This is a genomic window from Paracoccus sp. J39 (assembly GCF_000518925.1).
Lineage (GTDB): Bacteria > Pseudomonadota > Alphaproteobacteria > Rhodobacterales > Rhodobacteraceae > Paracoccus.
Map to the genome: position 1 here is coordinate 355,870 of NZ_JAEN01000001.1, position 21,848 is coordinate 377,717.

The 21,848-nt window shown below is 68.8% G+C and carries 23 protein-coding genes; 13 read left to right on the forward strand and 10 right to left on the reverse strand.

Annotated features, from left to right (window positions below):
- Positions 1 to 16 precede the first annotated feature (16 nt).
- The 8 genes from L632_RS0101775 to L632_RS0101810 form a co-directional block, all read right to left on the reverse strand.
- A complete protein-coding gene (locus tag L632_RS0101775; protein WP_028713404.1) occupies positions 17 to 565 on the reverse strand; it encodes an HdeD family acid-resistance protein in 549 nt (182 codons plus the stop codon).
- Positions 566 to 716: 151 nt separating this feature from the next.
- On the reverse strand, positions 717 to 1,610 hold the full coding sequence (gene fmt, locus L632_RS0101780; RefSeq protein WP_028716240.1) for a methionyl-tRNA formyltransferase: 894 nt from the start codon (positions 1,608 to 1,610) through the stop codon (positions 717 to 719).
- A 24-nt stretch (positions 1,611 to 1,634) separates the two neighbouring features.
- Complete coding sequence (locus tag L632_RS0101785; protein WP_028713406.1) at positions 1,635 to 2,513, reverse strand: dienelactone hydrolase family protein; 879 nt, start codon at positions 2,511 to 2,513, stop codon at positions 1,635 to 1,637.
- Complete coding sequence (locus tag L632_RS0101790; protein ID WP_028713407.1) at positions 2,498 to 4,135, reverse strand: alpha/beta-hydrolase family protein; 1,638 nt, start codon at positions 4,133 to 4,135, stop codon at positions 2,498 to 2,500. Before L632_RS0101790 ends, L632_RS0101785 begins: the two co-directional genes overlap by 16 nt.
- A 321-nt stretch (positions 4,136 to 4,456) precedes the next feature.
- Positions 4,457 to 4,693 carry an Lrp/AsnC ligand binding domain-containing protein gene (locus L632_RS0101795; RefSeq protein ID WP_028713408.1) on the reverse strand — a complete coding sequence of 79 codons (237 nt, stop codon included), beginning with the start codon at positions 4,691 to 4,693 and terminating at the stop codon, positions 4,457 to 4,459.
- A gap of 31 nt (positions 4,694 to 4,724) precedes the next feature.
- Positions 4,725 to 6,101, reverse strand: coding sequence for an MATE family efflux transporter (locus L632_RS0101800; protein ID WP_028713409.1), 1,377 nt, complete (start codon positions 6,099 to 6,101; stop codon positions 4,725 to 4,727).
- 57 nt (positions 6,102 to 6,158) lie between these two features.
- A complete protein-coding gene (locus tag L632_RS0101805) occupies positions 6,159 to 6,809 on the reverse strand; it encodes a murein L,D-transpeptidase family protein (protein ID WP_028713410.1) in 651 nt (216 codons plus the stop codon).
- Positions 6,806 to 7,990, reverse strand: coding sequence for a MalY/PatB family protein (locus tag L632_RS0101810; RefSeq protein WP_028716241.1), 1,185 nt, complete (start codon positions 7,988 to 7,990; stop codon positions 6,806 to 6,808). The genes L632_RS0101805 and L632_RS0101810 overlap by 4 nt, the downstream gene beginning before the upstream one ends.
- Positions 7,991 to 8,067: 77 nt before the next feature.
- Here L632_RS0101810 and def point away from each other — a divergent pair, with 77 nt between their 5' ends.
- The 4 genes from def (at position 8,068) to L632_RS0101830 (ending at position 10,689) form a co-directional block, all read left to right on the forward strand.
- Positions 8,068 to 8,589 (forward strand): peptide deformylase, encoded by a 522-nt coding sequence (gene def / locus L632_RS0101815; protein WP_028713412.1) that lies wholly within the window; start codon positions 8,068 to 8,070, stop codon positions 8,587 to 8,589.
- Entirely contained in the window at positions 8,582 to 9,139 is a 558-nt protein-coding gene (locus L632_RS0101820; RefSeq protein ID WP_028713413.1) for a peptide deformylase, read from the forward strand. The genes def and L632_RS0101820 overlap by 8 nt, the downstream gene beginning before the upstream one ends.
- 54 nt (positions 9,140 to 9,193) lie before the next feature.
- Complete coding sequence (locus L632_RS0101825; protein ID WP_028713414.1) at positions 9,194 to 9,391, forward strand: hypothetical protein; 198 nt, start codon at positions 9,194 to 9,196, stop codon at positions 9,389 to 9,391.
- Positions 9,392 to 9,585: 194 nt separating this feature from the next.
- Positions 9,586 to 10,689 carry a pyridoxal phosphate-dependent aminotransferase gene (locus tag L632_RS0101830; RefSeq protein ID WP_028716242.1) on the forward strand — a complete coding sequence of 368 codons (1,104 nt, stop codon included), beginning with the start codon at positions 9,586 to 9,588 and terminating at the stop codon, positions 10,687 to 10,689.
- A 49-nt stretch (positions 10,690 to 10,738) separates the two neighbouring features.
- Here the strand turns inward: L632_RS0101830 and L632_RS0101835 are convergent, their stop codons facing one another.
- Positions 10,739 to 11,221: an Lrp/AsnC family transcriptional regulator gene (locus tag L632_RS0101835; RefSeq protein WP_028713416.1), complete on the reverse strand. Its 483-nt coding sequence runs from the start codon at positions 11,219 to 11,221 to the stop codon at positions 10,739 to 10,741.
- 121 nt (positions 11,222 to 11,342) lie between these two features.
- On the opposite strand from L632_RS0101835, the gene L632_RS0101840 reads away from it, so the two are divergent.
- The 7 genes from L632_RS0101840 (at position 11,343) to ggt (ending at position 19,941) form a co-directional block, all read left to right on the forward strand.
- Positions 11,343 to 11,687 carry a DUF2849 domain-containing protein gene (locus L632_RS0101840; RefSeq protein WP_028713417.1) on the forward strand — a complete coding sequence of 115 codons (345 nt, stop codon included), beginning with the start codon at positions 11,343 to 11,345 and terminating at the stop codon, positions 11,685 to 11,687.
- A complete protein-coding gene (locus tag L632_RS0101845; protein WP_028716243.1) occupies positions 11,680 to 13,335 on the forward strand; it encodes a nitrite/sulfite reductase in 1,656 nt (551 codons plus the stop codon). Before L632_RS0101840 ends, L632_RS0101845 begins: the two co-directional genes overlap by 8 nt.
- On the forward strand, positions 13,328 to 14,059 hold the full coding sequence (locus L632_RS0101850) for a phosphoadenylyl-sulfate reductase (RefSeq protein ID WP_028713419.1): 732 nt from the start codon (positions 13,328 to 13,330) through the stop codon (positions 14,057 to 14,059). Before L632_RS0101845 ends, L632_RS0101850 begins: the two co-directional genes overlap by 8 nt.
- Entirely contained in the window at positions 14,056 to 14,427 is a 372-nt protein-coding gene (locus tag L632_RS0101855) for a DUF934 domain-containing protein (protein ID WP_028713420.1), read from the forward strand. The genes L632_RS0101850 and L632_RS0101855 overlap by 4 nt, the downstream gene beginning before the upstream one ends.
- A 53-nt stretch (positions 14,428 to 14,480) precedes the next feature.
- Positions 14,481 to 15,317 carry a ferredoxin--NADP reductase gene (locus L632_RS0101860; RefSeq protein WP_036696987.1) on the forward strand — a complete coding sequence of 279 codons (837 nt, stop codon included), beginning with the start codon at positions 14,481 to 14,483 and terminating at the stop codon, positions 15,315 to 15,317.
- A 124-nt stretch (positions 15,318 to 15,441) separates the two neighbouring features.
- Positions 15,442 to 17,997 (forward strand): type I DNA topoisomerase, encoded by a 2,556-nt coding sequence (topA, locus tag L632_RS0101865; protein WP_028716244.1) that lies wholly within the window; start codon positions 15,442 to 15,444, stop codon positions 17,995 to 17,997.
- A 219-nt stretch (positions 17,998 to 18,216) separates the two neighbouring features.
- Entirely contained in the window at positions 18,217 to 19,941 is a 1,725-nt protein-coding gene (gene ggt, locus L632_RS0101870) for a gamma-glutamyltransferase (protein ID WP_156933615.1), read from the forward strand.
- On the opposite strand, the gene L632_RS0101875 is transcribed toward ggt, so the two are convergent.
- A complete protein-coding gene (locus L632_RS0101875; RefSeq protein WP_028713424.1) occupies positions 19,935 to 20,282 on the reverse strand; it encodes a DUF488 domain-containing protein in 348 nt (115 codons plus the stop codon). The genes ggt and L632_RS0101875 overlap by 7 nt on opposite strands.
- 109 nt (positions 20,283 to 20,391) lie before the next feature.
- Between L632_RS0101875 and L632_RS0101880 the strand changes: the two genes are divergently transcribed.
- On the forward strand, positions 20,392 to 21,120 hold the full coding sequence (locus L632_RS0101880; RefSeq protein ID WP_028713425.1) for a CoA transferase subunit A: 729 nt from the start codon (positions 20,392 to 20,394) through the stop codon (positions 21,118 to 21,120).
- Complete coding sequence (locus tag L632_RS0101885; protein WP_028716246.1) at positions 21,120 to 21,764, forward strand: 3-oxoacid CoA-transferase subunit B; 645 nt, start codon at positions 21,120 to 21,122, stop codon at positions 21,762 to 21,764. The genes L632_RS0101880 and L632_RS0101885 overlap by 1 nt, the downstream gene beginning before the upstream one ends.
- Positions 21,765 to 21,848: the final 84 nt, after the last annotated feature.

The window sequence follows — 21,848 nt, forward strand, 5'->3', positions numbered from 1 at the left end:
CCGGCAACCGCGCAACCTAGGCCGTCCGCAACCCCCTCAACCGGAAGGCCAGCACGATCATCGCCACGCCGATCAGCAGCGCGAAGAGGCCGATCAGCCAGGCGATGCCCAAGAGCCCTGCGGCCGGCACCAGCGCCATCAGCACGCCCCAGACGACCAGCAGCAAGCCGCTGAGCCCCAGCGCCCATTCGCCCTCGATCTCGTCCCGCAGCCGGATGGCGGCGATGATGCGGAAGACGCCGGCGACCACGCCCCAGGCGGCCATCCAGAGGATGAAGGCCAGCGCCGTCGCCTCGGGCCAGAACAGCGCCATCAGGCCGATGAGGATCGACAGGACGCCGTCCAGCGCCCAGGCCCACCAGCGGTCATCCGCTGCCTTGCGCCGGAAGGCCGTGACGATCGCCATCACCCCGTCGAAGATCGCATAGGCGCCAAAGACCAGCAGCAGTGCATAGACGGTCAGCCCCGGCCAGATCAGCGCCATCAGGCCGAACAGGATCGCCGCGATGCCGCGCAGCAGCGGCACCCACCAGTGAGCGGCCATCACCCGGATCAGGTTTTCCATGATAGTCGTCCCCCTTTTCAGGCCCTTTCGGGATCGCCGGATCGAAAAGCCTCGCACCCGGCCTGACAGGGAAAGGTTAACATGGGGTTGCGCGGAACGGCCCGCGCGGGGCTCAACAACCGAAAGTTGTGGCGGATTTGCTACAATGCCGTCAGTCCAGCCGCTCGGGCAGGCTCATGCCGCGCAGGATCTCGGCCGCCGGCATCGGGCGCTTGCCCTCGCGCTGCGCCTCCAGCACCTCGATGGCGCCCTCGCCGCAGGCGATGGTGAAGCCCGACAGCACCCGGCCCGGCGCGCCAGAACCGGCGGCAAGGCGCGAACGCAGCAGTTTCACCCGCTCGCCCCCGATCAGGCACCAGGCGCCGGGAAAGGGCGAGAGGCCGCGGATCTGCCGGTCCACCTGCGCCGCCGGCCGGGTCCAGTCGATCCGCGCCTCGGCCTTGTCGATCTTTTGCGCATAGGTCACGCCTTCGGCCGGCTGCGGCCGGGCGGGCAGGGGCAGGCGGTGCAGCGTCTCGACGATCAGCGCGGCGCCCATCTCGGCCAGCCGGTCGTGCAGGTCGGCGGTGGTGTCTTCGGGGCCGATGGCCGTGCGCGCCTCGGCCAGCACCGGGCCGGTATCCAGCCCCGCCTCCATCTGCATGATGGCGACGCCGGTTTCCGCGTCGCCGGCCATGATCGCCCGATGGATCGGCGCCGCCCCCCGCCAGCGCGGCAGAAGCGAGGCGTGGATGTTCAGGCAGCCCAGCCGCGGCGCCTCCAGCACCGGCGGCGGCAGGATCAGCCCGTAGGCCACCACCACCGCCACATCGGCGGCGAGCGCGGCGAAATCCGCCTGGTCCTGCGGCGCTTTCAGCCGCTCGGGCGTGCGGACCGGCAGGCCCAGTTCCTCGGCGGCGCGATGCACGGGCGAGGGGCGGGGCTTCTGCCCGCGCCCCGCCGCGCGGGGCGGCTGGGAATAGACCGCGACGACCTGGTGCCGCGCGGCGATGGCCCGCAGCGCCGGGACCGAGAAATCGGGTGTGCCCATGAAGACGACGCGCATCTCTGCCCTCCTTGTGTCGGGACCTCATATCCCGGGCGCCGGCGCGGCAAAACCCTGCATGAAGGCGCGGATGTCGCGGGTGGCGCGCGCCCGCGCCCGCGCGTCGAATTCCAGCGGCGAGAGCGACGAGCGTTCGCGCTGGTCGAAGCCGTGATTGATGCCGGGATAGGTGATGACGGCCAGATGCGCGCCCCGGGCGACCAGATCCTTGCCCATCCTCTGGCAATCGGCGGAATCGATGATCGAATCCAGCTCGGCCAGCAGCATCAGCCCCCGCACATGGCCGGGCCAGGGCCCCTTTGCGGCGCCGTTCAAGAGGCCGCAATAGGGGTAAAGCAGCACCACCGGGCCAAGCTGCGCGGCCAGGCTGTCGCGCGGGATGGGCCATGCGGTCAGGCCGGGCGGCGGCTCGTCCTCGCCGAGTGCGCGCAGCAGTTCCATCGCCGTCCAACCGCCATGCGAGGCGCCGAGCAGCGCCACGTCCGAGGCGTCGATGTCCGGCATCCGCCCCAGCGCCGCCAGCGCCACGGCCAGGTCTCCGGCGCGTTCGGCCCCCGGCAGCACCTGCCCGGCGCAGAGCGCGCGCCAGGCCTGCGCCTTGTCCAGCAGCCGCGGCGCATGGCTGTCGAGGATCAGCGCCGCCCGGCCCATGGCCACGAATTGCCGCGCCCAATAATCCATGTTGTCATGCACCCCGTCGCAGCCCGACAGCAGCACCGCGGCGGGGTGCGGGCCGGGACCCTCGGGCCGCAGGATGCGCCAATGCGGCTCAAGCCGGGCCAGCCGCTCGTCCGGGGTCTCGGTCGCGGGCTGCCAGCCGGCATAGTTGCGCGCCGTGTTCAGCCCCAGCGCCAGCGCCACCAGCCCCAGCATCGCCAGCGCGAGGATCAGCCGTTTGCGCATCCGAGCCTTCCGTCCCGGCCGCAGATCGCTTTGAGCCTTTCGGTATCGGCTGCCGTCCAGCCCTCGGGCGCGGTGACGGCGATCCAGCCGTCGATATAGTCGCGGGCGTGATAGGTATGGCCGAAGCCCGGCGGCGCCGAGGTCGAAACCAGCATGTCCACCGCCAGCTGCAGCTGCGTCACCACCGGGGTGAAGCGCAGCCGGGGCGAGATATCGGGCGCCGGCGCCTCGCGCATCCATTCCGGCGCCCGCCACAGCGAGGCCGGATCGTAGAACACGATCGGATCGCTGGCATATTGCAGGAACAGGATGCGCAGCCGCCCCCAGGGCCGGCCCGAACGGTCGGGCGGCGCGTATTGGCTGGCATAGCGGATCACCTCGCCCTCATCCAGTTCGGGCAGGACGAAGCGGCTGCCGGGCTGGCGCGCGCCGTTGGCCTGCCGCCACAGCGTCGAGGGGAAGGGCGGCCCGACCCAGAAGGCGCCGGCGACCGGCTCGTTCATCATCTGGAACGGGTTGAAGGCATACATGGACGACCAGGCGCCCAGCGATATGCCGTGCAGATACAGGCGCGGCCGGCGGTCCGCCGGCAGGTGGCGCCAATGTTCATAGACCGCGCGCATCAATGCCGTGGTCTGGTCGAGCCCGGCCTCGGTCTCGAAGATCAGGGCCAGCGGGCTTTGCAGATAGGAATATTGCACCGCCACCGTCGCCACGTCGCCGCCATGCATGTATTCCAGCGCGTCATAGCTGGCCGGATCCATCCAGCCGGTGCCCGTGGGGCTGGCCAGAACCAGCACCTTGCGGTCGAAGGCGCCCACGCGCAGCATCTCGTCCAGCGCCGCCTTGGCGCGCACCTCCGGGTCCTTGTCCTGCGCCAGGCCGACATAGATGCGCAGCGGCTCTTTCGCCGGCCGGCCGGTGAAGCCCGAGATGGCGCGGGCGCGCGGCCCGCCCAGCACGAAGTCGCGCCCCGGCTTGCCCATCAGCTCCCAGTCGATGCCGGAGGCGACCGAGCCGGCCTGCCACGGCTCGGCGGGCGGAGGGACATTCGGGTCGGTCAGGTGCTGGGCCGCGGCATAGGAACTGTCGGCGATGCGCATCGCCCCGTTCACCACCCCGTCGCGGGTCAGCGTCACCACGATCAGCGCCGCCAGCAGCAGGCCCAGCACATTGGCGCTGCGCACCGGGATATAGCGCGCCAGACGCAGCCGCAGCAGGTCGAACAGCGCCTGGATCGCCTTGCCGATCACGAACAGCGCCAGGAACACCGCCAAGGCCAGGGCCAGCATCTTGGCGGTGTTGTTCACCTCCAGGTCCGGCATGCCCATGCGGGCGCGGATGCTGTTCTGCCATTCCCCCGACAGGATCACCCCGCGGCCCAGCAGCACCAGCACCGGCACGGCCAGCACCGCATGGGCGATGCGCGCCGGCCGGCCCTTCAGCACCGGCAGCTCCAGCGCCCGCCACAGCGCCAGCAGGAACTGGGTCATCACATAGCCCGCCGCCATCGAGACCCCGGCCAGCACGCCCTGCATCAGCCAGTCCCGCGGGATCAGCGAGGGCGTGAGCGAGGCGGCAAAGAACAGCAGGCCGGCAAGAAGGGGCAGCACGGAAAACATCACTGGCCTGACCGTCTCTCGGGCTTGGCCCGCCGGGGGCGGCGGGCGGGTTTCGGGAACGGGACTTCGGGCGCGGGACGCGGGGATTTCGCGAAGGCGCCGTGCCGCCGCCCGTTCGGGCCGAGGTTAAGCGGCTGCCGCGGCAAAGAAAAGGCCGCGCAGCAGCCCGTCGCAGCGTCATCGGCGCGAACCCGGTGCCGGCCCGCCAGCGGCGGCCTGCGGCGGCGGGCGGGCGGGAGCGGCATTGCCCGCCCGTTCGGCGGATGCCCGGACCACGCGCGGGGGGCAGGCTTTCCGGGCCGCGGGCCCGGTGGGGCCGGGCTAGAACGCCTTGAAAGTGATCGTGGTCAGCGTCCGCACGATATGCGGGATGTCGAACAGCTTTTCGGACAGGTAATGCCCGACATCCTGATCCTCGGGGACGTAGATCTTGGCCAGCAGGTCGTAATCGCCCGAGGTCGAGTAAAGCTCGCTGACGATCTCGCGGTCGTAGATCGCATCGGCGACCTCATAGGTCTTGCCGGGCGAGCAGCGGAACTGGACGAAAACCGGGCGCATGGCGAACCTCTCGATCTCTGGCGCGGCCAGACTAGACCGGGCGCGCGGCGCGGGTCCAGTCCCCGCGCGCCAGCCCGCGCCAGAAGCGGCGCATCAGCAGCACGGCGGCAAAGGTCAGCCCGGCGACCAGGCCCAGCCACAGGCCGGCCGGGCCGATGCCGGCCACGAAGGCCAGCCCGTAGGCCACCGGGATGCCGATCAGCCAATAGCTGATGGCCGCGATCACCATGGGCACGCGCGTGTCCTGCACCCCGCGCAGCAGCCCGAGCCCGATCACCTGCATCGCATCCATCAGCTGGAACAGCCCGGCATAGAACAGCAGCCCGGCGGCCAGTTCGATGATCGCCGGGGTCTCGGGATGGGCCTCGTCCAGATAGAGCCCGACCAGCTGGCGCGGGAACAGCTCGAAGGCCGCCATGGCCAGCAGCGCGATCACCACCGAGACCGCCGTCACCGTCACGCCCGCGTCGCGCATCCAGAGGGCGTCGCCCCGGCCCTTGGCCTGGCCGACCCGCACCGTGGCGGCGTTCGACATGCCCAGATGCAGCATGAAGGTCAGCGAGGCCAGCTGCAGGGCGATGCCATGCGCGGCAAGCTCGCGGGTGCCGATCCAGCCCATCATCACGTTCGAGCCGACGAACAGCCCGCCTTCGGCCACCATGGTCAGGCCGATGGGCAGGCCCAGCAGGAACACGGCCCGGATCGCGGCCCGGTCCGGGCGCCAGAACCGCTGGAAGAGGTGATACTTGCGCGCCACGGGCAGCCAGGCCGCATAGGCGGCGATCGCCAGCAGCCCGGCATATTGCACGGCCACGGCGGCGATGGCCGCGCCGCGCACCCCCAGCTCCGGCGCGCCCAGATTGCCGAAGATCAGCACCCAGTTCAGCACGATCACCAGCGGCAGCCCGGCCAGCGTGATCCACAGCACCACCTGCGTGCGCTCCATCGCCGCGAGATAGCTGTTCAGCGTCAGCTGGCACAGCACCGCGATCAGCCCGACGCCCTCGATGCGCAGATAGTCCTGGGCCAGCAGGGCCACCTCGGGCGCCTGGCCGACGGCCAGCAGGATCGGTTCGGAATACCACATCGCCGGCAGCACCAACACGCCGTAGAGGATCGACAGCCACAGCGCCATGCGCGCCGCGCGGCGCACCTCGACCTCGTCCTTGCGCGCGATGGCGGCGGCGATCACCCCCATGACGCCGATGCCGAAACCCATGCCGAGGAAGAACAGGATGTTGAAGAAGGACACGGCGATGACCAGCGCCGCCAGTTCCGTCACCCCATACCAGCCCATCATCACCGTATCGGCGACATGGATGGCCATGCGGGCCAGATGGCTGCCGACGAGCGGCAGTCCAAGCGCGAGGGTCGCGCCGAGATGGGGGGCGTAGCGGCTGAACGTCATGCGCCCTGCCTTATCCTTGGGCAGGGCCTGCGGCAAGCCGTCACGCCGGGGCAGGTTTCAGGGCCGGATCTCGACCTCGGTGCCGATGCGGGCATGGGCGAAGATTTCCTCGATCTCGGCATTGTCGACGGCGATGCAGCCGGCGGTCCAGTCGCCCTTGACGCGAAAGCCGTCGGGGATCTGATTCGGCTGGCCGTGGATCATGATGTCGCCGCCCGGGCTGACGCCCAGCCGGCGCGCAGCCTCGCGGTGGCGGGCCTGCGGATAGTCGATGCCCAGCGACAGGTGATAGGCGCTTTGCCGGTTCAGCCGGTCGATGCGGAAGATGCCCTCGGGCGTGCGGCCGTCGCCCTCGCGGCTCTTGTCACCCTCGGGCGCGAAACCCAGGGCGATGCGGAAGGTCCGGGGCGGGCCGCTTTCCTGCCAGACGGTCATGCGCCGGGCGGATTTCTCGACCAGGATGCGCCGGACGGGCGAGGCGATGGGTGCCTCCGGCATTGTCGGCGGGCGCTGGAAGACCGGCGGCAGGGTGATGCGCGGCAGCCGGAACTCGGGCAGGCGCAGATCGGGCAAGCCCGGCCAGTGCCAGCCCGCCGCCGGCGGCTGGGGCTGGGGCTGCGGCGCGGGCTGCGGCGCCCAGATCAGCCACAGCCCCCAGAGCACCGCCGCCAGGCACAGCGCCGAGAAGATGCCGCCCAGCCGCTTCATTGCAGGTCGCGGAACGCCTCTTGCAGCCGCGCCACGGCCTCGGCCACCCGGGCGCGCGGGGTGGCGAGGTTGAAGCGCAGGAAGTCCTCGCCCCCGGTGCCGAAACTGCCGCCGTGGTTCGCGGCGATGCGGGCGCCCTGCTCGACGCGGCGGGTGAACTCGGCGCGTTCCATGCCGGTGTCCGAGAAATCGACCCAGGCGAGATAGGTTGCCTGCAAGGGCATCGAGCGCAGGCCGGGAATCGCGTTCACCCCGTCGTCGAACAGCCGCCGGTTGCCGTCCAGATAGCCGGTCAGCGCATCGACCCAGGCCGCGCCCTCGGGCGAATAGGCGGCGGCGACCATGCCCGGCCCGAACAGCCCGGGCGAGATGCCCAGGGCCATCAGCCGGGTTTGCAGGCGCTTGCGCAGCCTCTCGTCGGCCACGATCAGGTTGCCGATATGGGCGCCGGCGATGTTGAAGGTCTTGGTGGCGGCGGTCAGCGTCACCAGCCGCGGCGCGGCCTCGGGCGCGACGGTGGCCAGCACCGAATGGCGCGGGCCGCCGGGCAGGACCAGGTCGTGGTGGATCTCGTCCGAGACCAGGATCAGGTCATGGGCGGCGCAGAAATCGGCGACCTGACGCAATTCCTCGGCGCTCCAGACCCTGCCGCCGGGATTGTGGGGCGAGCACAGGATCAGCATCCGCTCGCGCCCGGTCAGCAGCTTCTGCCAGCCCTCCCAGTCCATGCGATACTGCCCGTCATGCATGGCCAGCGGGAACTCGGCCACCTCGCGGCCTGACGCGCGGATCACCCGGGCGAAGGCGTGATAGACCGGGGTCATGATGATCACCCGGTCGCCCGGCCGGGTGAAGGCATCGACGCAGACCGCCGTGCCGTTGACCAGCCCGTGCGCCGAGAGGATCCATTCCGGCTGCACTTGCCAGCCGTGGCGCGTCTCCATCCACCAGCGGATCGCCTCGACATAGGCCGGGTTGGCGCCGGGATAGCCATAGACGCCATGCGCCGCCATCGCCTCGACCGCGCGCTGCACCGAGGCCGGCGGGCGGAAATCCATGTCTGCGACCCACATCGCGATCCCGTCCTGGGGCGAGACGCCGTAGATCGCCTGCATGTCGTCCCATTTGGAACAGGCGGTGCCGGTGCGGTCGATGATTTCGTCGAAATCGGGCTGGGCCATGGTTTCCCCTCGTTTTCCGTCGCCGTGCAGCATAGCGGCTTGTTGCGCAAGGCCAAGGCTTGCCCTAGATCACGGTCATGACCTTGCGCAGCATCATCCTCCACCCCGATCCGCGGCTGAAGAAGCCCTGCGAGCCCGTGGCCCGCATCACCCCCGAGATCGAGACCCTGGCCGCCGACATGCTGGCCACCATGTATGACGCGCCGGGCGTGGGCCTGGCCGCGCCGCAGGTCGGCGTGCTGTCGCGGCTTTATGTCATGGATTGCGAAAAGGACCCCGAGGCGCCGCGCAACCCCGTCGTCATGGTCAACCCCGAAGTGACCTGGACGTCCGAGGCGCTGAACACCTATGAGGAGGGCTGCCTGTCGATCCCCGACCAATATGCCGACGTGACCCGCCCGGCCCAGGTCCGGGTGCGCTGGCTCGGCCTCGACGGCAAGACGCATGAGCGCGAGTTCGAGGGGCTCTGGGCCACCTGCGCCCAGCACGAGATCGACCATCTCGACGGCAAGCTGTTCATCGACTACCTGAGCCCGATCAAGCGCCAGATGATCACCCGCAAGATGGTCAAGCTGAAGCGCGAGCGGAACCGTGCCTGAGCCCCTGTCGGGCCAGGACGCCGCGCAGGCGTCCGGGGGGCCCGACCCCGCCGCGCTGGCCGCCCGCGGGCGCATCCGCCCGATCCTGCTTCATCCCGACCCGGCGCTGCGCCGCCTCTGCGATCCGGTCGGCCGGCTCGGCTGGGACCAGGTCTCGCAACTGGCCGCCGACCTGCTGGCGACCATGTACGACGCCGGCGGCCGCGGCCTCGCCGCGCCGCAGATCGGCGAAGGCTGGCGCATCTTCGTCATGGATCACGGCTGGAAGGAGGGCGCGCCCTTGCCCCGCGTGGTCATGGACCCCGAGATCGCCCCGCTGGGCGGCGAGGTCGCGACCATGGAGGAAGCCTGCCTCTCGATCCCCGGCCGGCCGATGGCGGTGACGCGGCCGGTCACGATCTCGATGCGTTGCTTCGACATGAGCGGGGCGCTGCAATTGCTGACCCTGAACGGCATCGAGGCCCGCATCGCCCAGCACGAGGCCGACCATCTCGACGGCCGGCTGATCCTCGACGCGCTGGACGGCGGGGAAGAGTTCGCCGCGCGTTAAGCCGGCCTTAGCCATTTCGCGCTAGACCGGGGGCGAAATCGCCGGAGTCGCCGCTTGTCCCTGCTGCCCGAAATCCTCTGCTTTCTCCTCGGCCTGTGGCTCGGCCGGCGGTCGAGGCGCGCCCATGGACGGCGGCGCGAACAGCCCCGCGACGAATGGCTGGCCTATGGCCAGGGCACCGGCATCCATGTCCGGCGCGATTCGCGGCGGGCGGACAGCCCGGGGCGGATCTACCTGCACTCGCCTCCTTGACCCGGCAGACCGCATCTCTGCCGGGCTGCCGGTTCCCGGGCCGCCTGCCGATTGCGCAGGACGATGCCGAGGCCGTAGGCGGGGCCGATCGGGCTTTGCCGGCGGCCGGATGCGGCGAGGCGCTGCGTCGGGCGTCCGGGCCATCGGGACGCGCGCCCTTGCGCGCCGCGCGGGATTGCGGTTTCTGTGGCGGCATGACCCGGTTCCGCTTTGCCCCCATCGCCGCCGCGTTGCCCGCGACGGTCCCCTTCACCGGCCCCGAGACGCTGGAGCGCCGCCGCGGCGCGCCGTTCCGCGCCCGGCTGGGCGCCAATGAGAACGGCTTCGGCCCCTCGCCCAAGGCGGTCGAGGCCATGGCCCGGGCATCGGCCGAGATCTGGAAATACGGCGACCCGGACAGCCACGACCTGCGCCATGCGCTGGCGGCGCGGCACGGGGCGGCACCCGAAAACGTCATGGTGGGAGAGGGGATCGACGGGCTTCTTGGCCTGCTGGTGCGGCTGATGCTGGCGCCGGGCGAGGTGGTGGTGACCTCGGACGGGGCCTATCCGACCTTCAACTACCATGTCGCGGGCTTCGGCGGCCGGCTGGTGAAGGTGCCCTATCGCAAGGATGCCGAGGACCCCGAGGCGCTGGCCGCCGCCGCGCATCGCCATGGCGCCCGGCTGGTCTATCTTGCGAATCCCGACAATCCCATGGGCAGCTGGCATCCCGGTTCCCGGATCGAGGCCATGCTGGACGAACTGCCCGCAACCGGCCTGCTGGTGCTGGACGAGGCCTATGCCGAATTCGCCCCGGCGGAGGCGATCCCGCGCATCGATCCCGAGGACGCGCGGGTGATCCGCTTCCGCACCTTCTCCAAGGCCTATGCCATGGCGGGCGCCCGGGTGGGCTATGCCATCGGCCCGGCCGAGCTGATCGCCGGCTTCGACCGCATCCGCAACCATTTCGGCATGAACCGCACGGCGCAGATCGGCGCGCTGGCGGCGCTGGAGGATGCGGACTGGCTGGCGCATGTCCGCGCCGAGGTTGCCGCCGCCCGCGACCGCATCGCTGCCATCGCGCAATCGAACGGGCTGACCGCCCTGCCTTCGGCGACGAATTTCGTCGCCCTCGACACGCATCGCGACGGTGCCTTCGCCCGCGCCCTGCTTGAGGCGCTGGCCGGGCAGGGCGTCTTCGTGCGCATGCCGGGCGTCGCGCCGCTGGACCGCTGCATCCGCGTCTCCTGCGCGCCCGAACCGGAACTTGCCGTCCTGGCCGAGGCGCTGCCCCGCGCACTCAAGGCGCTGGCCTGACCGCTTCTTCGTTGTCCAAACACCCATGCGGCCGCGCCGCGGGCGCAGGTCAGTCCAAGGGCAGCGCCGTGGTCGCCTTCAGCTCCTCCATCGACAGAAGCGCGGTGACGTTGTGGATCCGCACCTCCGAGATCAGCGCCTGATAGAAGCGGTCATAGGCCCGCGCGTTGCGCACCCGCACCTTCAGGATATAGTCGATGTCGCCGGCCAGTCGGTGCGCCTCGATCACCTCGGGCCGGGCGCGCACGGCGGCCAGGAAGCGCCGCGCCCAGTCCGGGTCGTGCTCGCTGGTGCGGATCAGCACGAAGAAGCAGGCGTCCAGTCCCAGGGAATCGGGGTCCAGCAAGGCCACCTGGCCGCGGATCACCCCCGCCTCGCGCAGCTTGCGAATCCGGTTCCAGACCGGGGTCTTCGAGGCGCCGACTCGGGCCGCGATGTCGTCCAGCGACAGCGTCGCGTCCTCTTGCAGCAGGGACAGGATTTTGCGGTCCGTGTCGTCCAGCCGGATGGGTGTTTGTCTGTCGTCGCTCATCGTGAAACCTGATCCTTCCTGCCGGGCGGACATGCGAAGATGTTTCTTATTTTCCCGCCCCACTCGTCAATATGGGGGATTTTTTTCTATATATACGCCAGAGAAAACGAAAGGCACAGCCATGTCCAAAGGCTTCACCCCATCCCCCGCGACCCCCGCCGTCATCACCGCGAATGACCTGCGCATGGGCCATTGCGTGTGGATGCGTGACGGCGGCTGGACGGCCGACCCGCGCGAGGCCGAGCTTTTCGAGGACGAGGCCATCGCCGAGCTGGCGCTGCTCGAAGCCGTCGGCCAGTCGGACGTCGTCGTCGGCCCCTATCTGGCCGAGGCCCGCCGCGGTCCCGACGGCCGCCCCGAGCCCACGCATTTCCGCGAGGCGTTCCGCCGCCGCGGGCCCTCCAACTACTTCCATGGCAAGCAAGCCGAATTCGCCCAGTCCGAACTCGAGGCCAGCAATGTTTGACGCGCGTCCCCAGCATAACGAATATCTCCGCCACCGCGCCCAGCAGTTCCGCCAGCAGGTCGAGCGCCGGCTGAACGGCAGCCTGACCGAGGACGAGTTCCGGCCGCTGCGGCTGATGAACGGCGTCTATCTGCAGCTGCACGCCTACATGCTGCGCGTGGCGATCCCCTACGGCACCATCAGCCCCGACCAGATGCGCACCTTGGCGCTGCTGGCCGAGAAATGGGACAAGGGCTACGGTCACTGGACGACGCGGCAGAACATCCAGTTCAACTGGCCGAAGCTGGTCGATATCCCGGACATGCTGGACGCGCTGGCCGATGCCGGGCTGCACGCCATCCAGACCTCGGGCAACACGATCCGCAACGTGACCACCGATGCCTTTGCCGGCGCCGCCGCCGACGAGGTGACGGACCCGCGCCCCTATGCCGAGCTGCTGCGGCAATGGTCCACCGACCATGCCGAGTTCCAGTTCCTGCCGCGCAAGTTCAAGATCGCCGTCTCGGGCGGCAAGAAGGACCGCGCCGTGATCGCCGCGCATGACATCGGGCTGCGGCTGGTCAGGAACGACAAGGGCGAGCTGGGCTATCAGGTCTGGATCGGCGGCGGCTTGGGCCGCACGCCGCTGCTGGGCCAGGTGGTGCGCGAATACCTGCCCGAGGCCGACCTGCTGCCCTATGTCGAGGCGATCATCGCCGCCTACAACCTTTCGGGCCGCCGCGACAACAAGTACAAGGCCCGCATCAAGATCACCGTGGCCGAGCGCGGCCTCGAGGTGATGCGCGAGGAGATCGAGGCCGAGTTCCAGCGCCGCCGCGAGACTTTCACCGGCGCCGACCAGGACCTGCTGGCCGCGCTGAAGAACCTTTATGCTCCGCCGGCCTTCCGCAACGAGCCCGAGGGCGATTACGAAGAGCGCCGCGCCGCGAATGCCGCCTTCCGCAGCTGGACCGACACCAACCTCTCGGCCCACAAGACGCCCGGCTATGCCAGCGTCACCGTGACCTTCAAGGCGCCGGGCCAGACGCCGGGCGATGCCTCGGCCGAGCAGATGCGCCTGCTGGCCGATCTGGCCGAACGCTACGGCCATCACGACCTGCGCATCAGCCACGAGCAGAACGTGGTGCTGCCGCATGTCCACAAGTCCGACCTGTTCGCGCTTTACCAGGAGCTGAAGGCGGCGGGGCTGGCGACGGCCAATGCCGGGCTGATCAGCGACATCGTCGCCTGCCCCGGCATGGATTACTGCACCCTGGCCACCGCCCGCTCGATCCCGATCGCGCAGGACATCGCGGCGCATTTCCGCGCCCGCGGCCTGGAGGAGGAGATCGGCAAGTTCAACATCCGCATCTCGGGCTGCATCAACGCCTGCGGCCATCACCATCTGGGCCATATCGGCATCCTCGGCCTCGACCGCGCCGGGGTCGAGAACTACCAGATCACGCTGGGCGGCGACGGCTACGACATCCCGGCCATCGGCCAGCGCGCCGGCGCCGGCTTCCCGGCCGAAGAGGTGGTGCCGGCCATCGACCGCGTCATCAACGCCTATCTGGAGCTGCGCGCCATGCCCGAGGAGCGTTTCATCGACACCTATCGCCGTGTGGGGGTGGCTCCGTTCAAGGCGGCGCTGTATCCGGCCGATGCTTGATCAGACGCTGGATGCCCGCGCGGCGCGGCTGAACGACCGCTATCGCCATCACGCCGCGACCGAGGTGCTGCGGCGTGCCCTGCGCGACCCCGACCTGGGCTCGACCACGCTGGTCTCGAGTTTCGGGGCGGAATCGGTGGTGCTGTTGCACATGGTCTCGGTGGTGGCCCCGGGGACGCCGGTGCTGTTCATCGACACGATGATGCTGTTCCAGGAGACGCTGGATTACCAGGTCGAGGTCACGCAGAAGCTGGGGCTGACCGACGTGCGGGTGATCCGCGCCAGCGAACGCGAGGTGGCGCTGAACGACCCGGACGGCACGCTGCACCAGTTCAACACCGACGCCTGCTGCGATTTCCGCAAGACCATTCCCCTGGAGCGCGAGCTGTCGAAATTCGACGCCTGGATCACCGGCCGCAAGCGGTTCCAGGGCGGCGAGCGCCAGCAGCTGGAATTCTTCGAATCCGAGCCGCCCTCGCGCTTGCGCATCAACCCGCTGGCGCATTGGCGTCCGCAGGACGTTCAGGACTACATGGCCGAGAACAACCTGCCGCGTCACCCCCTGGTCGCCAAGGGCTATGCCTCGATCGGCTGCGCGCCCTGCACCTCGCCGATCAAGCCGGGCGAGGACCCGCGCGCCGGCCGCTGGCGTGGCAGCAACAAGACCGAATGCGGCATCCATTTCATCGGCGGCAAGATGGTCCGCACGGGAGCGAATGCATGAGCGATTTCTTTCTGGTCCGCGATGACGGCTTTCACCCCCATGACGGGGCCGAGCCGGTGGTGCTGGCCCCGGATACCGATCCGGCGGCGCTGGACGGCTATCTGGAGCAGCCGCTGATCGCCATCGACTTTCCGGCCATGACCGACGGTCGCGGCTTTACCCTGGCCCGCCTGCTGCGCGAAAAGGGCTATCGGGGGCGGCTGCGCGCCGTGGGCGGGCTGATCTCGGACCAATATGCCATGGCCCGCCGCGTCGGCTTCGACGAGGTGCAGATCCCCGCCGCGCTGGCCGCGCGCCAGCCGCAGGAGCAATGGCTCTATCGCGCCGACTGGCAGGACTGGGACCATCGGTCGCGTCTGGCCGGCTGACACCCGGGGTTTCGCCCCGCCTTCCCATGCATTAGATAAACCGGGACCCCGAAATGACACTGGATCTCTCCGTGGACCTCGCCGCCAAACCCGCCAAGACCCTGCCCGACGCGCAGACCGTGACCTCGGTCCGGCACTGGAACGACCGGCTGTTCTCGTTCCGGGTGACGCGCCCGGCCAGCCTGCGGTTCCGTTCGGGCGAGTTCGTGATGATCGGCCTGCCCGGCGACAACGGCAAGCCGATCCTGCGCGCCTATTCCATCGCCTCGCCGGCCTGGGACGACGAGCTGGAATTCTATTCGATCAAGGTGCCGGACGGGCCTCTGACCTCGAAGCTGCAGAACATCCGGCCGGGCGACGAGATCATCCTGCGCCCGAAGCCGGTGGGCACGCTGGTGCTGGACGCGCTTCTGCCCGGCAAGCGGCTGTGGTTCCTGGCCACCGGCACCGGCATCGCGCCCTTCGCCAGCCTGATGCGCGAGCCCGAGAGCTATGAGCGTTTCGAGCAGGTCATCATGATGCATACCTGCCGCACCGCCGACGAGCTGGCCTATGGCCGCGAACTGGTCGAGAACCTGCGCCACGACCCGCTGCTGGGCGAGCTTTATGGCGAGGAATTCGCCAGCCGGCTGCTTTATTACCCGACCACGACGCGCGAGGAATCGCCCTTCATGGGCCGGATCACCGACAACCTGACCTCGGGCAAGGTGTTCCGGGATCTGGGCCTGCCGCCCATGGATGCGGCAAATGACCGCGCCATGATCTGCGGCAGCCTGGCCTTCAACACCGATGTGAAGGCGGTGCTGGAAGGCTTCGGCCTGCGCGAGGGTGCCAACAGCGATCCCAAGGAATTCGTGGTCGAAAAGGCCTTTGTCGGCGACGGGATCTGAGCCGCTGCCGGGGGCTTTGCGCCCCCGGACCCCCGCAGGATATTTGGACAAGAAAGAAGCCCGGCGTTGACAGTCCGCCGGGCTGTGCCCATGTTCCGGCGCCGAATCATGCGAAGGAATTTTCATGCCCGTCGTCGTCGTTGAATCCCCGGCCAAGGCCAAAACGATCAACAAGTACCTGGGCGACGACTATACGGTTCTGGCCTCGTTCGGGCATGTGCGGGACCTGCCGCCCAAGGATGGCAGCGTCGATCCCGAGGCGGATTTCGCCATGAAATGGGAAGTCGCCTCGGAATCCAGGAAGCATGTCAAGGCGATCAAGGATGCGCTGGCCGCGGATCCGAAGCTGATCCTGGCCACCGACCCCGACCGCGAGGGCGAGGCGATCTCGTGGCACCTGCTGGAGACGCTGGCGCCGGCGCTGAAGAAGGGTGCCGAAGTCAGCCGCGTCACCTTCAACGCCATCACAAAGAATGCCGTGACCGAGGCGATGGCCAGGCCCCGCCAGATCGACCAGCCGCTGGTCGATGCCTATCTGGCGCGCCGGGCGCTGGATTATCTGGTCGGCTTCAACCTGTCGCCGGTCCTGTGGCGCAAGCTGCCCGGCGCCAAGTCGGCGGGCCGGGTGCAGTCGGTCGCCCTGCGCATCATCGTCGACCGCGAAATGGAGATCGAGGCCTTCAAGGCCCGCGAATACTGGTCGGTCCATGCCCGGCTGGCGACGCCGCGCGGCGACGAATACGACGCGACCATGACCGTGTTCGGCGGCAAGAAGCTGGAACGCTTCGACATCGCCACCGAGGAGCAGGCGAAGCTGGCGGTGGCCGCGATCACCTCGCGCGACCTGAGCGTCGCCAGCGTCGCCGCCAAGCCCGCCAGCCGCAATCCCTGGCCGCCCTTCATGACCTCGACCCTGCAGCAGGAGGCCAGCCGCAAGCTGGGCCTTGGCGCGCGGGCCTGCATGTCGGCGGCGCAGCGGCTCTACGAGGCGGGCTACATCACCTATATGCGGACCGACGGCATCGACATGGCCCCCGAGGCGGTGATGGCCGCCCGCGACGCGATCAAGGCGCGGTTCGGGGCGGAATACCTCCCCAAGGCGCCGCGCATGTACAAGAACAAGGCGAAGAACGCGCAGGAAGCGCATGAATGCATCCGGCCGACCGACATGATGCTGTCGCCGGACCGGCTGCGGGTCGCCGACAAGGACCAGAAGGCGCTTTACGACCTGATCTGGAAGCGGACCCTGGCCAGCCAGATGGAATCGGCCCGGATGGAGCGCACCACGGTCGAGCTTGCCTCGGCCGACGGCCAGGTGGGCCTGCGCGCCAACGGCCAGGTGATGCTGTTCGACGGCTTCCTGCGGGTCTATGATCAGGGCCGCGACGACGAGGAGGACGAGGACGGCCGCCGCCTGCCGCTGATCCACGAGGGCGAGGCGGCCGAGAAGCGCGGGGTCACCCCCGAGCAGCATTTCACCCAGCCGCCGCCGCGCTATACCGAGGCGACGCTGGTCAAGCGCATGGAAGAGTTGGGGATCGGCCGGCCCTCGACCTATGCCTCGATCATCGGCACGATCCAGGACCGCGACTATGTCCGCAAGGAGCAGAACCGCCTGATCCCCGAGGACAAGGGCAGGCTGGTCACCATCTTCCTGCAGAAATACTTCCCGCGCTATGTCAGCTACGATTTCACCGCCAATCTGGAGGGGGAGCTCGACGACATCTCCTCGGGCGAGCGTGCCTATCGCGAGGTGTTGCGCCGTTTCTGGCGGGATTTCACCGCCGCGCTGGAGGGCACCAGCGAGCTGCGCATCACCGAGGTGCTCGAAGCGATCGACGACGCGCTGGCACCGCATCTCTATCCGCCGCGCGCCGATGGCGGCGATCCGCGCGAATGCCCGCTCTGCCACAAGGGCCGGCTGCATCTGAAGACGGCGCGCTCGGGCGGGGCCTTCATCGGCTGCTCGAACTACCCCGATTGCCGCTTCACCCGGCCGATTTCCTCGCCCGATGCCGAGGTGGTGGGCGACACCGTGCTGGGCGTGGACAAGGGCGACCAGATCAGCCTGAAGAACGGCCGCTTCGGGCCTTATGTCCAGCGCGGCGAGGCGACGGCCGAACAGCCGAAGCCACCGCGCGCCTCGATCCCCAAGGGCTGGGATCTGGCCTCGGTCGACCTGGAGCGGGCGCTGGCCCTGCTGGCCCTGCCGCGCGAGATCGGCCCGCATCCCGAGGACGGCGTTCCGGTCGAGGCCGGCATCGGCCGCTACGGCCCCTATGTGAAGCATGGCGCGAAATACGCCAACCTGCCGGAGGTCGACGAGGTCTTCACCATCGGCATGAATCGCGCCGTCGAGGTGCTGGCCCAGAAGGTCACCCGCGGCAGGGCGGCCGCCGCCGCGCCGCTGGCGGAACTGGGCGAGCATCCCGAGGGCGGGCCGGTGCAGGTGATGAGCGGACGCTATGGGCCTTACGTCAAATGGGGCAAGGTCAATGCGACGCTGCCCCGCGACCTGGAGCCCGGCGCGGTCACGCTGGAGCGGGCCCTGGAACTGATCGCCGAGAAGGCCGCGAAATCGGGCAAGAAGCCGGCAAAGAAGGCTGCCGCCAAGAAGCCGGCCGAAAAAAAGACCGCCGCAAGGAAGCCTGCGGCTGCCAAGGCGAAGAAGGCCGGGTAAGCGCCCGCTTCGCCTCGGACTCTGAGTATTTGAAAAACGGTGAAACATGCGGTTGCGCTGGAAATCGGATGCTGCACGGCGCTTCACCGTTTCACAAATACTCATGACGCGGCCTGGACGCGGGCGCATCGCCGCAGTTTTGGCTTTTTGATCCGAGCCGTTCTGCTGCTAGGCTCGACCCGCAAGGGTTGAGCGGAGGGCGCCGTGAAGGATCGAATCATGAGGATGGGCCGCGTGCCGGCCGTCGTGCTGGCCGGCTGCATCGCATTGCCGGCGGCGGCGCAGGAGGCCGCGATTTTCGACGTGATGGACCGGATCCATCCGGTCTGGGCGGAAAGCGGCATGGTCTCGGCGCAGGAGCGGCTGGCCGCCGAGATCGGCCGCGACATCATGGCCCAGGGCGGCAACGCGGTCGATGCGGGCGTGGCGGTGGCCTTTGCTCTGGCCGTCACCCTGCCGCGCGCCGGCAATATCGGCGGCGGCGGCTTCATGCTGGTGCATGAGGCCGAGACCGGCCAGACCCATGCCATCGACTATCGCGAGATAGCCCCGCAGGGCGCCTCGCGCGACATGTTCCTGGACGCGGCGGGCGAGGCGGACAGCGAGAAGTCGCTTTACAGCGGCGCCGCCTCGGGCGTGCCGGGGACGGTGGCGGGAATGAAGCTGGCGCTGGACAAATATGGCAGCATGGACTGGGCCGAAGTGATCGCCCCGGCGATCCGGCTGGCCGAGGAGGGGATCACCGTCACCCCGGAGCTGGCCGACAGCATCGAGGCCGAGCGCGAGCATCTGGAGAAATTCCCGTCGAGCGCGAAGATCTTCTTCAAGGAGGGTGGGGCGGCCTATCGGCCCGGCGACCGGCTGGTGCAGGCCGATCTGGCGGCGACGCTGAAGAAGATCGCCGCCGAGGGGCCGGACGGATTCTACAAGGGCGAAGTGGCCGAGGCCGTCGCCAAGGCGGTGCAGGACGCCGGCGGGCTGATCACCGTCGAGGACATGGCCGCCTACAAGCCCGTGGAACGCGAGCCGGTGCGCGGCACCTATCGCGGCCATGAGGTGGTCTCGATGCCGCCGCCCTCGTCCGGCGGGGTGCATCTGATCCAGATCCTGAACGCGCTGGAGGGCTATCCGATCGGCGCCCTGGGGCAGAACTCGGGCGAGACGATCCACCTGATGGCCGAGGCGATGAAGCTGGCCTATGCCGACCGCTCGGAATACCTGGGCGATCCGGATTTCGTCGATGTGCCGGTCGCGGCGCTGACCAGCAAGGATTACGCGGTCGAGATGCGCCGCAAGATCAGCGCCGATTTCGCCACGCCCTCGGTGATGATCAAGCCGGCGGATCTGGCGCCTTACGAATCCGACCAGACCACGCATTTCTCGGTCGTGGACAAGGAGGGCAACGCGGTCTCGAACACTTATACCATCAATCTGAACTACGGCTCGGGCCTGGTGGCCGAGGGTACGGGCGTGCTGATGAACAACGAGATGGACGATTTCTCGGCCAAGCCCGGGGTGCCCAATGCCTTCGGCCTGGTCGGGGGCGATGCCAATGCGGTCGAGCCGGGCAAGCGGCCGCTCTCCTCGATGACGCCGACCATGGTGCTCAAGGACGGCAAGGTCTGGCTGGTCACCGGCTCGCCCGGCGGGGCGCGGATCATCACCACGGTGCTGCAGGTGGTGATGAACATGATCGACCACGGCATGAACGTGGCCGAGGCCTCGACCGCGCCGCGCGTCCATCACCAATGGCTGCCCGACGAGCTGCGCGTGGAGGAGGGCATCAGCCTCGACACCATCCGCATCCTGCAGGCCAAGGGCCATACGGTTGCGGTCAAGGAGGCGATGGGCTCGACCCAGTCGATCATGCGCGACCCCGGGACGGGGACGCTGTACGGCGCTTCGGACCCGCGCCGGCCGGATGCGGCGACGCTGGGCTACTGAGCAAGGTAGTCGCGCAGCGCGACGGCATTGTTGTGCTGCGTGTCGCGGGCGCCGTAGAGCAGCGTCACCGGGCCCTTGCGGATCAGCGCCCGCAGCTCGCGCAAGGGGGCGGGATTGGCGTCCAGCTCGGCGCCGTAGCGGCGCCGGAATTCGGGCCATTTCTCGGGGTCGTGGTTGAACCAGTGCCGCAACGCGTCCGAGGGCGCGATCTCTTTCAGCCAGAGATCCGCGCCCAGCTTCTCGCGGCTGATGCCGCGCGGCCAGATGCGGTCCACCAGAACCTTGCAGCCTTCTTTCGGCCCGGGCGGGTCATAGGCGCGTCGGATGGAAATCTCGGTCATGGCAACCTCTTTCGCAAGGCAATTCCCGGGCCGGCCTCGGGGTTCCCGGCACGTTGACTCGGTTTTCGAAACTGGCGAAAACGAGGCCGGTGGACATGGGAGGTGGTGGATGAACAAGATCTATCCCAGCGCGGATTTGGCGCTTGGGGGTTTGCTTCGTGACGGGATGGTGATTGCGGCGGGGGGCTTCGGGCTTTGCGGCATCCCGGAGCTTTTGATCGAGGCGATCCTGCGCGCCGGGACCAGGGAGCTGACCATCGCCTCCAACAATTGCGGCGTGGACGGGTTCGGGCTGGGCAAGCTCTTGGACTCGCGGCAGATCCGCAAGATGATCTCCTCCTATGTCGGCGAGAATGCCGAGTTCATGCGCCAGTATCTCTCGGGCGAGCTGGAGCTGGAGTTCAACCCGCAGGGCACGCTGGCCGAGCGCATGCGGGCGGGCGGCGCCGGCATCCCGGGCTTTTATACGAAAACCGGCGTCGGCACGGTGATCGCCGAGGGCAAGGAGCATCACGATTTCGACGGCGAGACCTATATCCTGGAACGCGGCATCGTCGCCGACCTGGCCATCGTCAAGGGCTGGAAGGCGGACGAGTCGGGCAACGTGGTGTTCCGCAAGACCGCGCGCAACTTCAACGTGCCGGCGGCGAAATGCGGCCGCATCTGCGTCTGCGAGGTCGAGGAGATCGTGCCGACGGGCAGCCTCGATCCCGACGCCATCCACCTGCCGGGGATCTATGTCCATCGGCTGATCCAGGGCCAGCACGAGAAGCGCATCGAGCAGCGCACGACACGTTCGCGCGTCTCCGACACGACCGGCAAGAAGGAGACCGTCTGATGGCCGCCGAAATCAAGGGCTGGGACCGCAACCGGATGGCGGCGCGGGCCGCGCAGGAACTGCAGGACGGCTGGTATGTGAACCTCGGGATCGGCATCCCGACGCTGGTGGCGAACTACATCCCCGAGGGGGTGCATGTGACGCTGCAATCGGAAAACGGCATGCTGGGCATCGGGCCGTTTCCTTACGAGGGCGAGGAGGACCCGGACCTGATCAATGCCGGCAAGCAGACGGTGACCGAGCTGCCGCAGACCGCCTATTTCGACAGCGCCGAGAGCTTCGCGATGATCCGCGGCGGCAAGATCGCCATGGCGATCCTGGGGGCGATGGAGGTGGCCGAGAACGGCGACCTGGCGAACTGGATGATCCCCGGCAAGCTGGTCAAGGGCATGGGCGGGGCGATGGACCTGGTGGCGGGCGTGGGCCGGGTGGTGGTGGTGATGGACCACACCAACAAGGCGGGCGAGTCGAAGGTGCTGAAATCCTGCACCCTGCCCTTGACGGGCCAGGGCGTGGTGAACCGGATCATCACCAATCTGGGGGTGCTGGACGTGGTTCCGGGCGGGCTGAAGATCGTCGAGCTGGCCGATGGCGTCAGCGAGGACGCGCTGCGCGCCGCGACCGAGGCGGCGATCGTCGGGTGAGCTGACAGGGGGAGGGGGCTTCCGCCCCCTCTTGCGGCTGAAGCCGCAATTCACCCCCGAGGATATTTGGACAAGAAAGAAGGA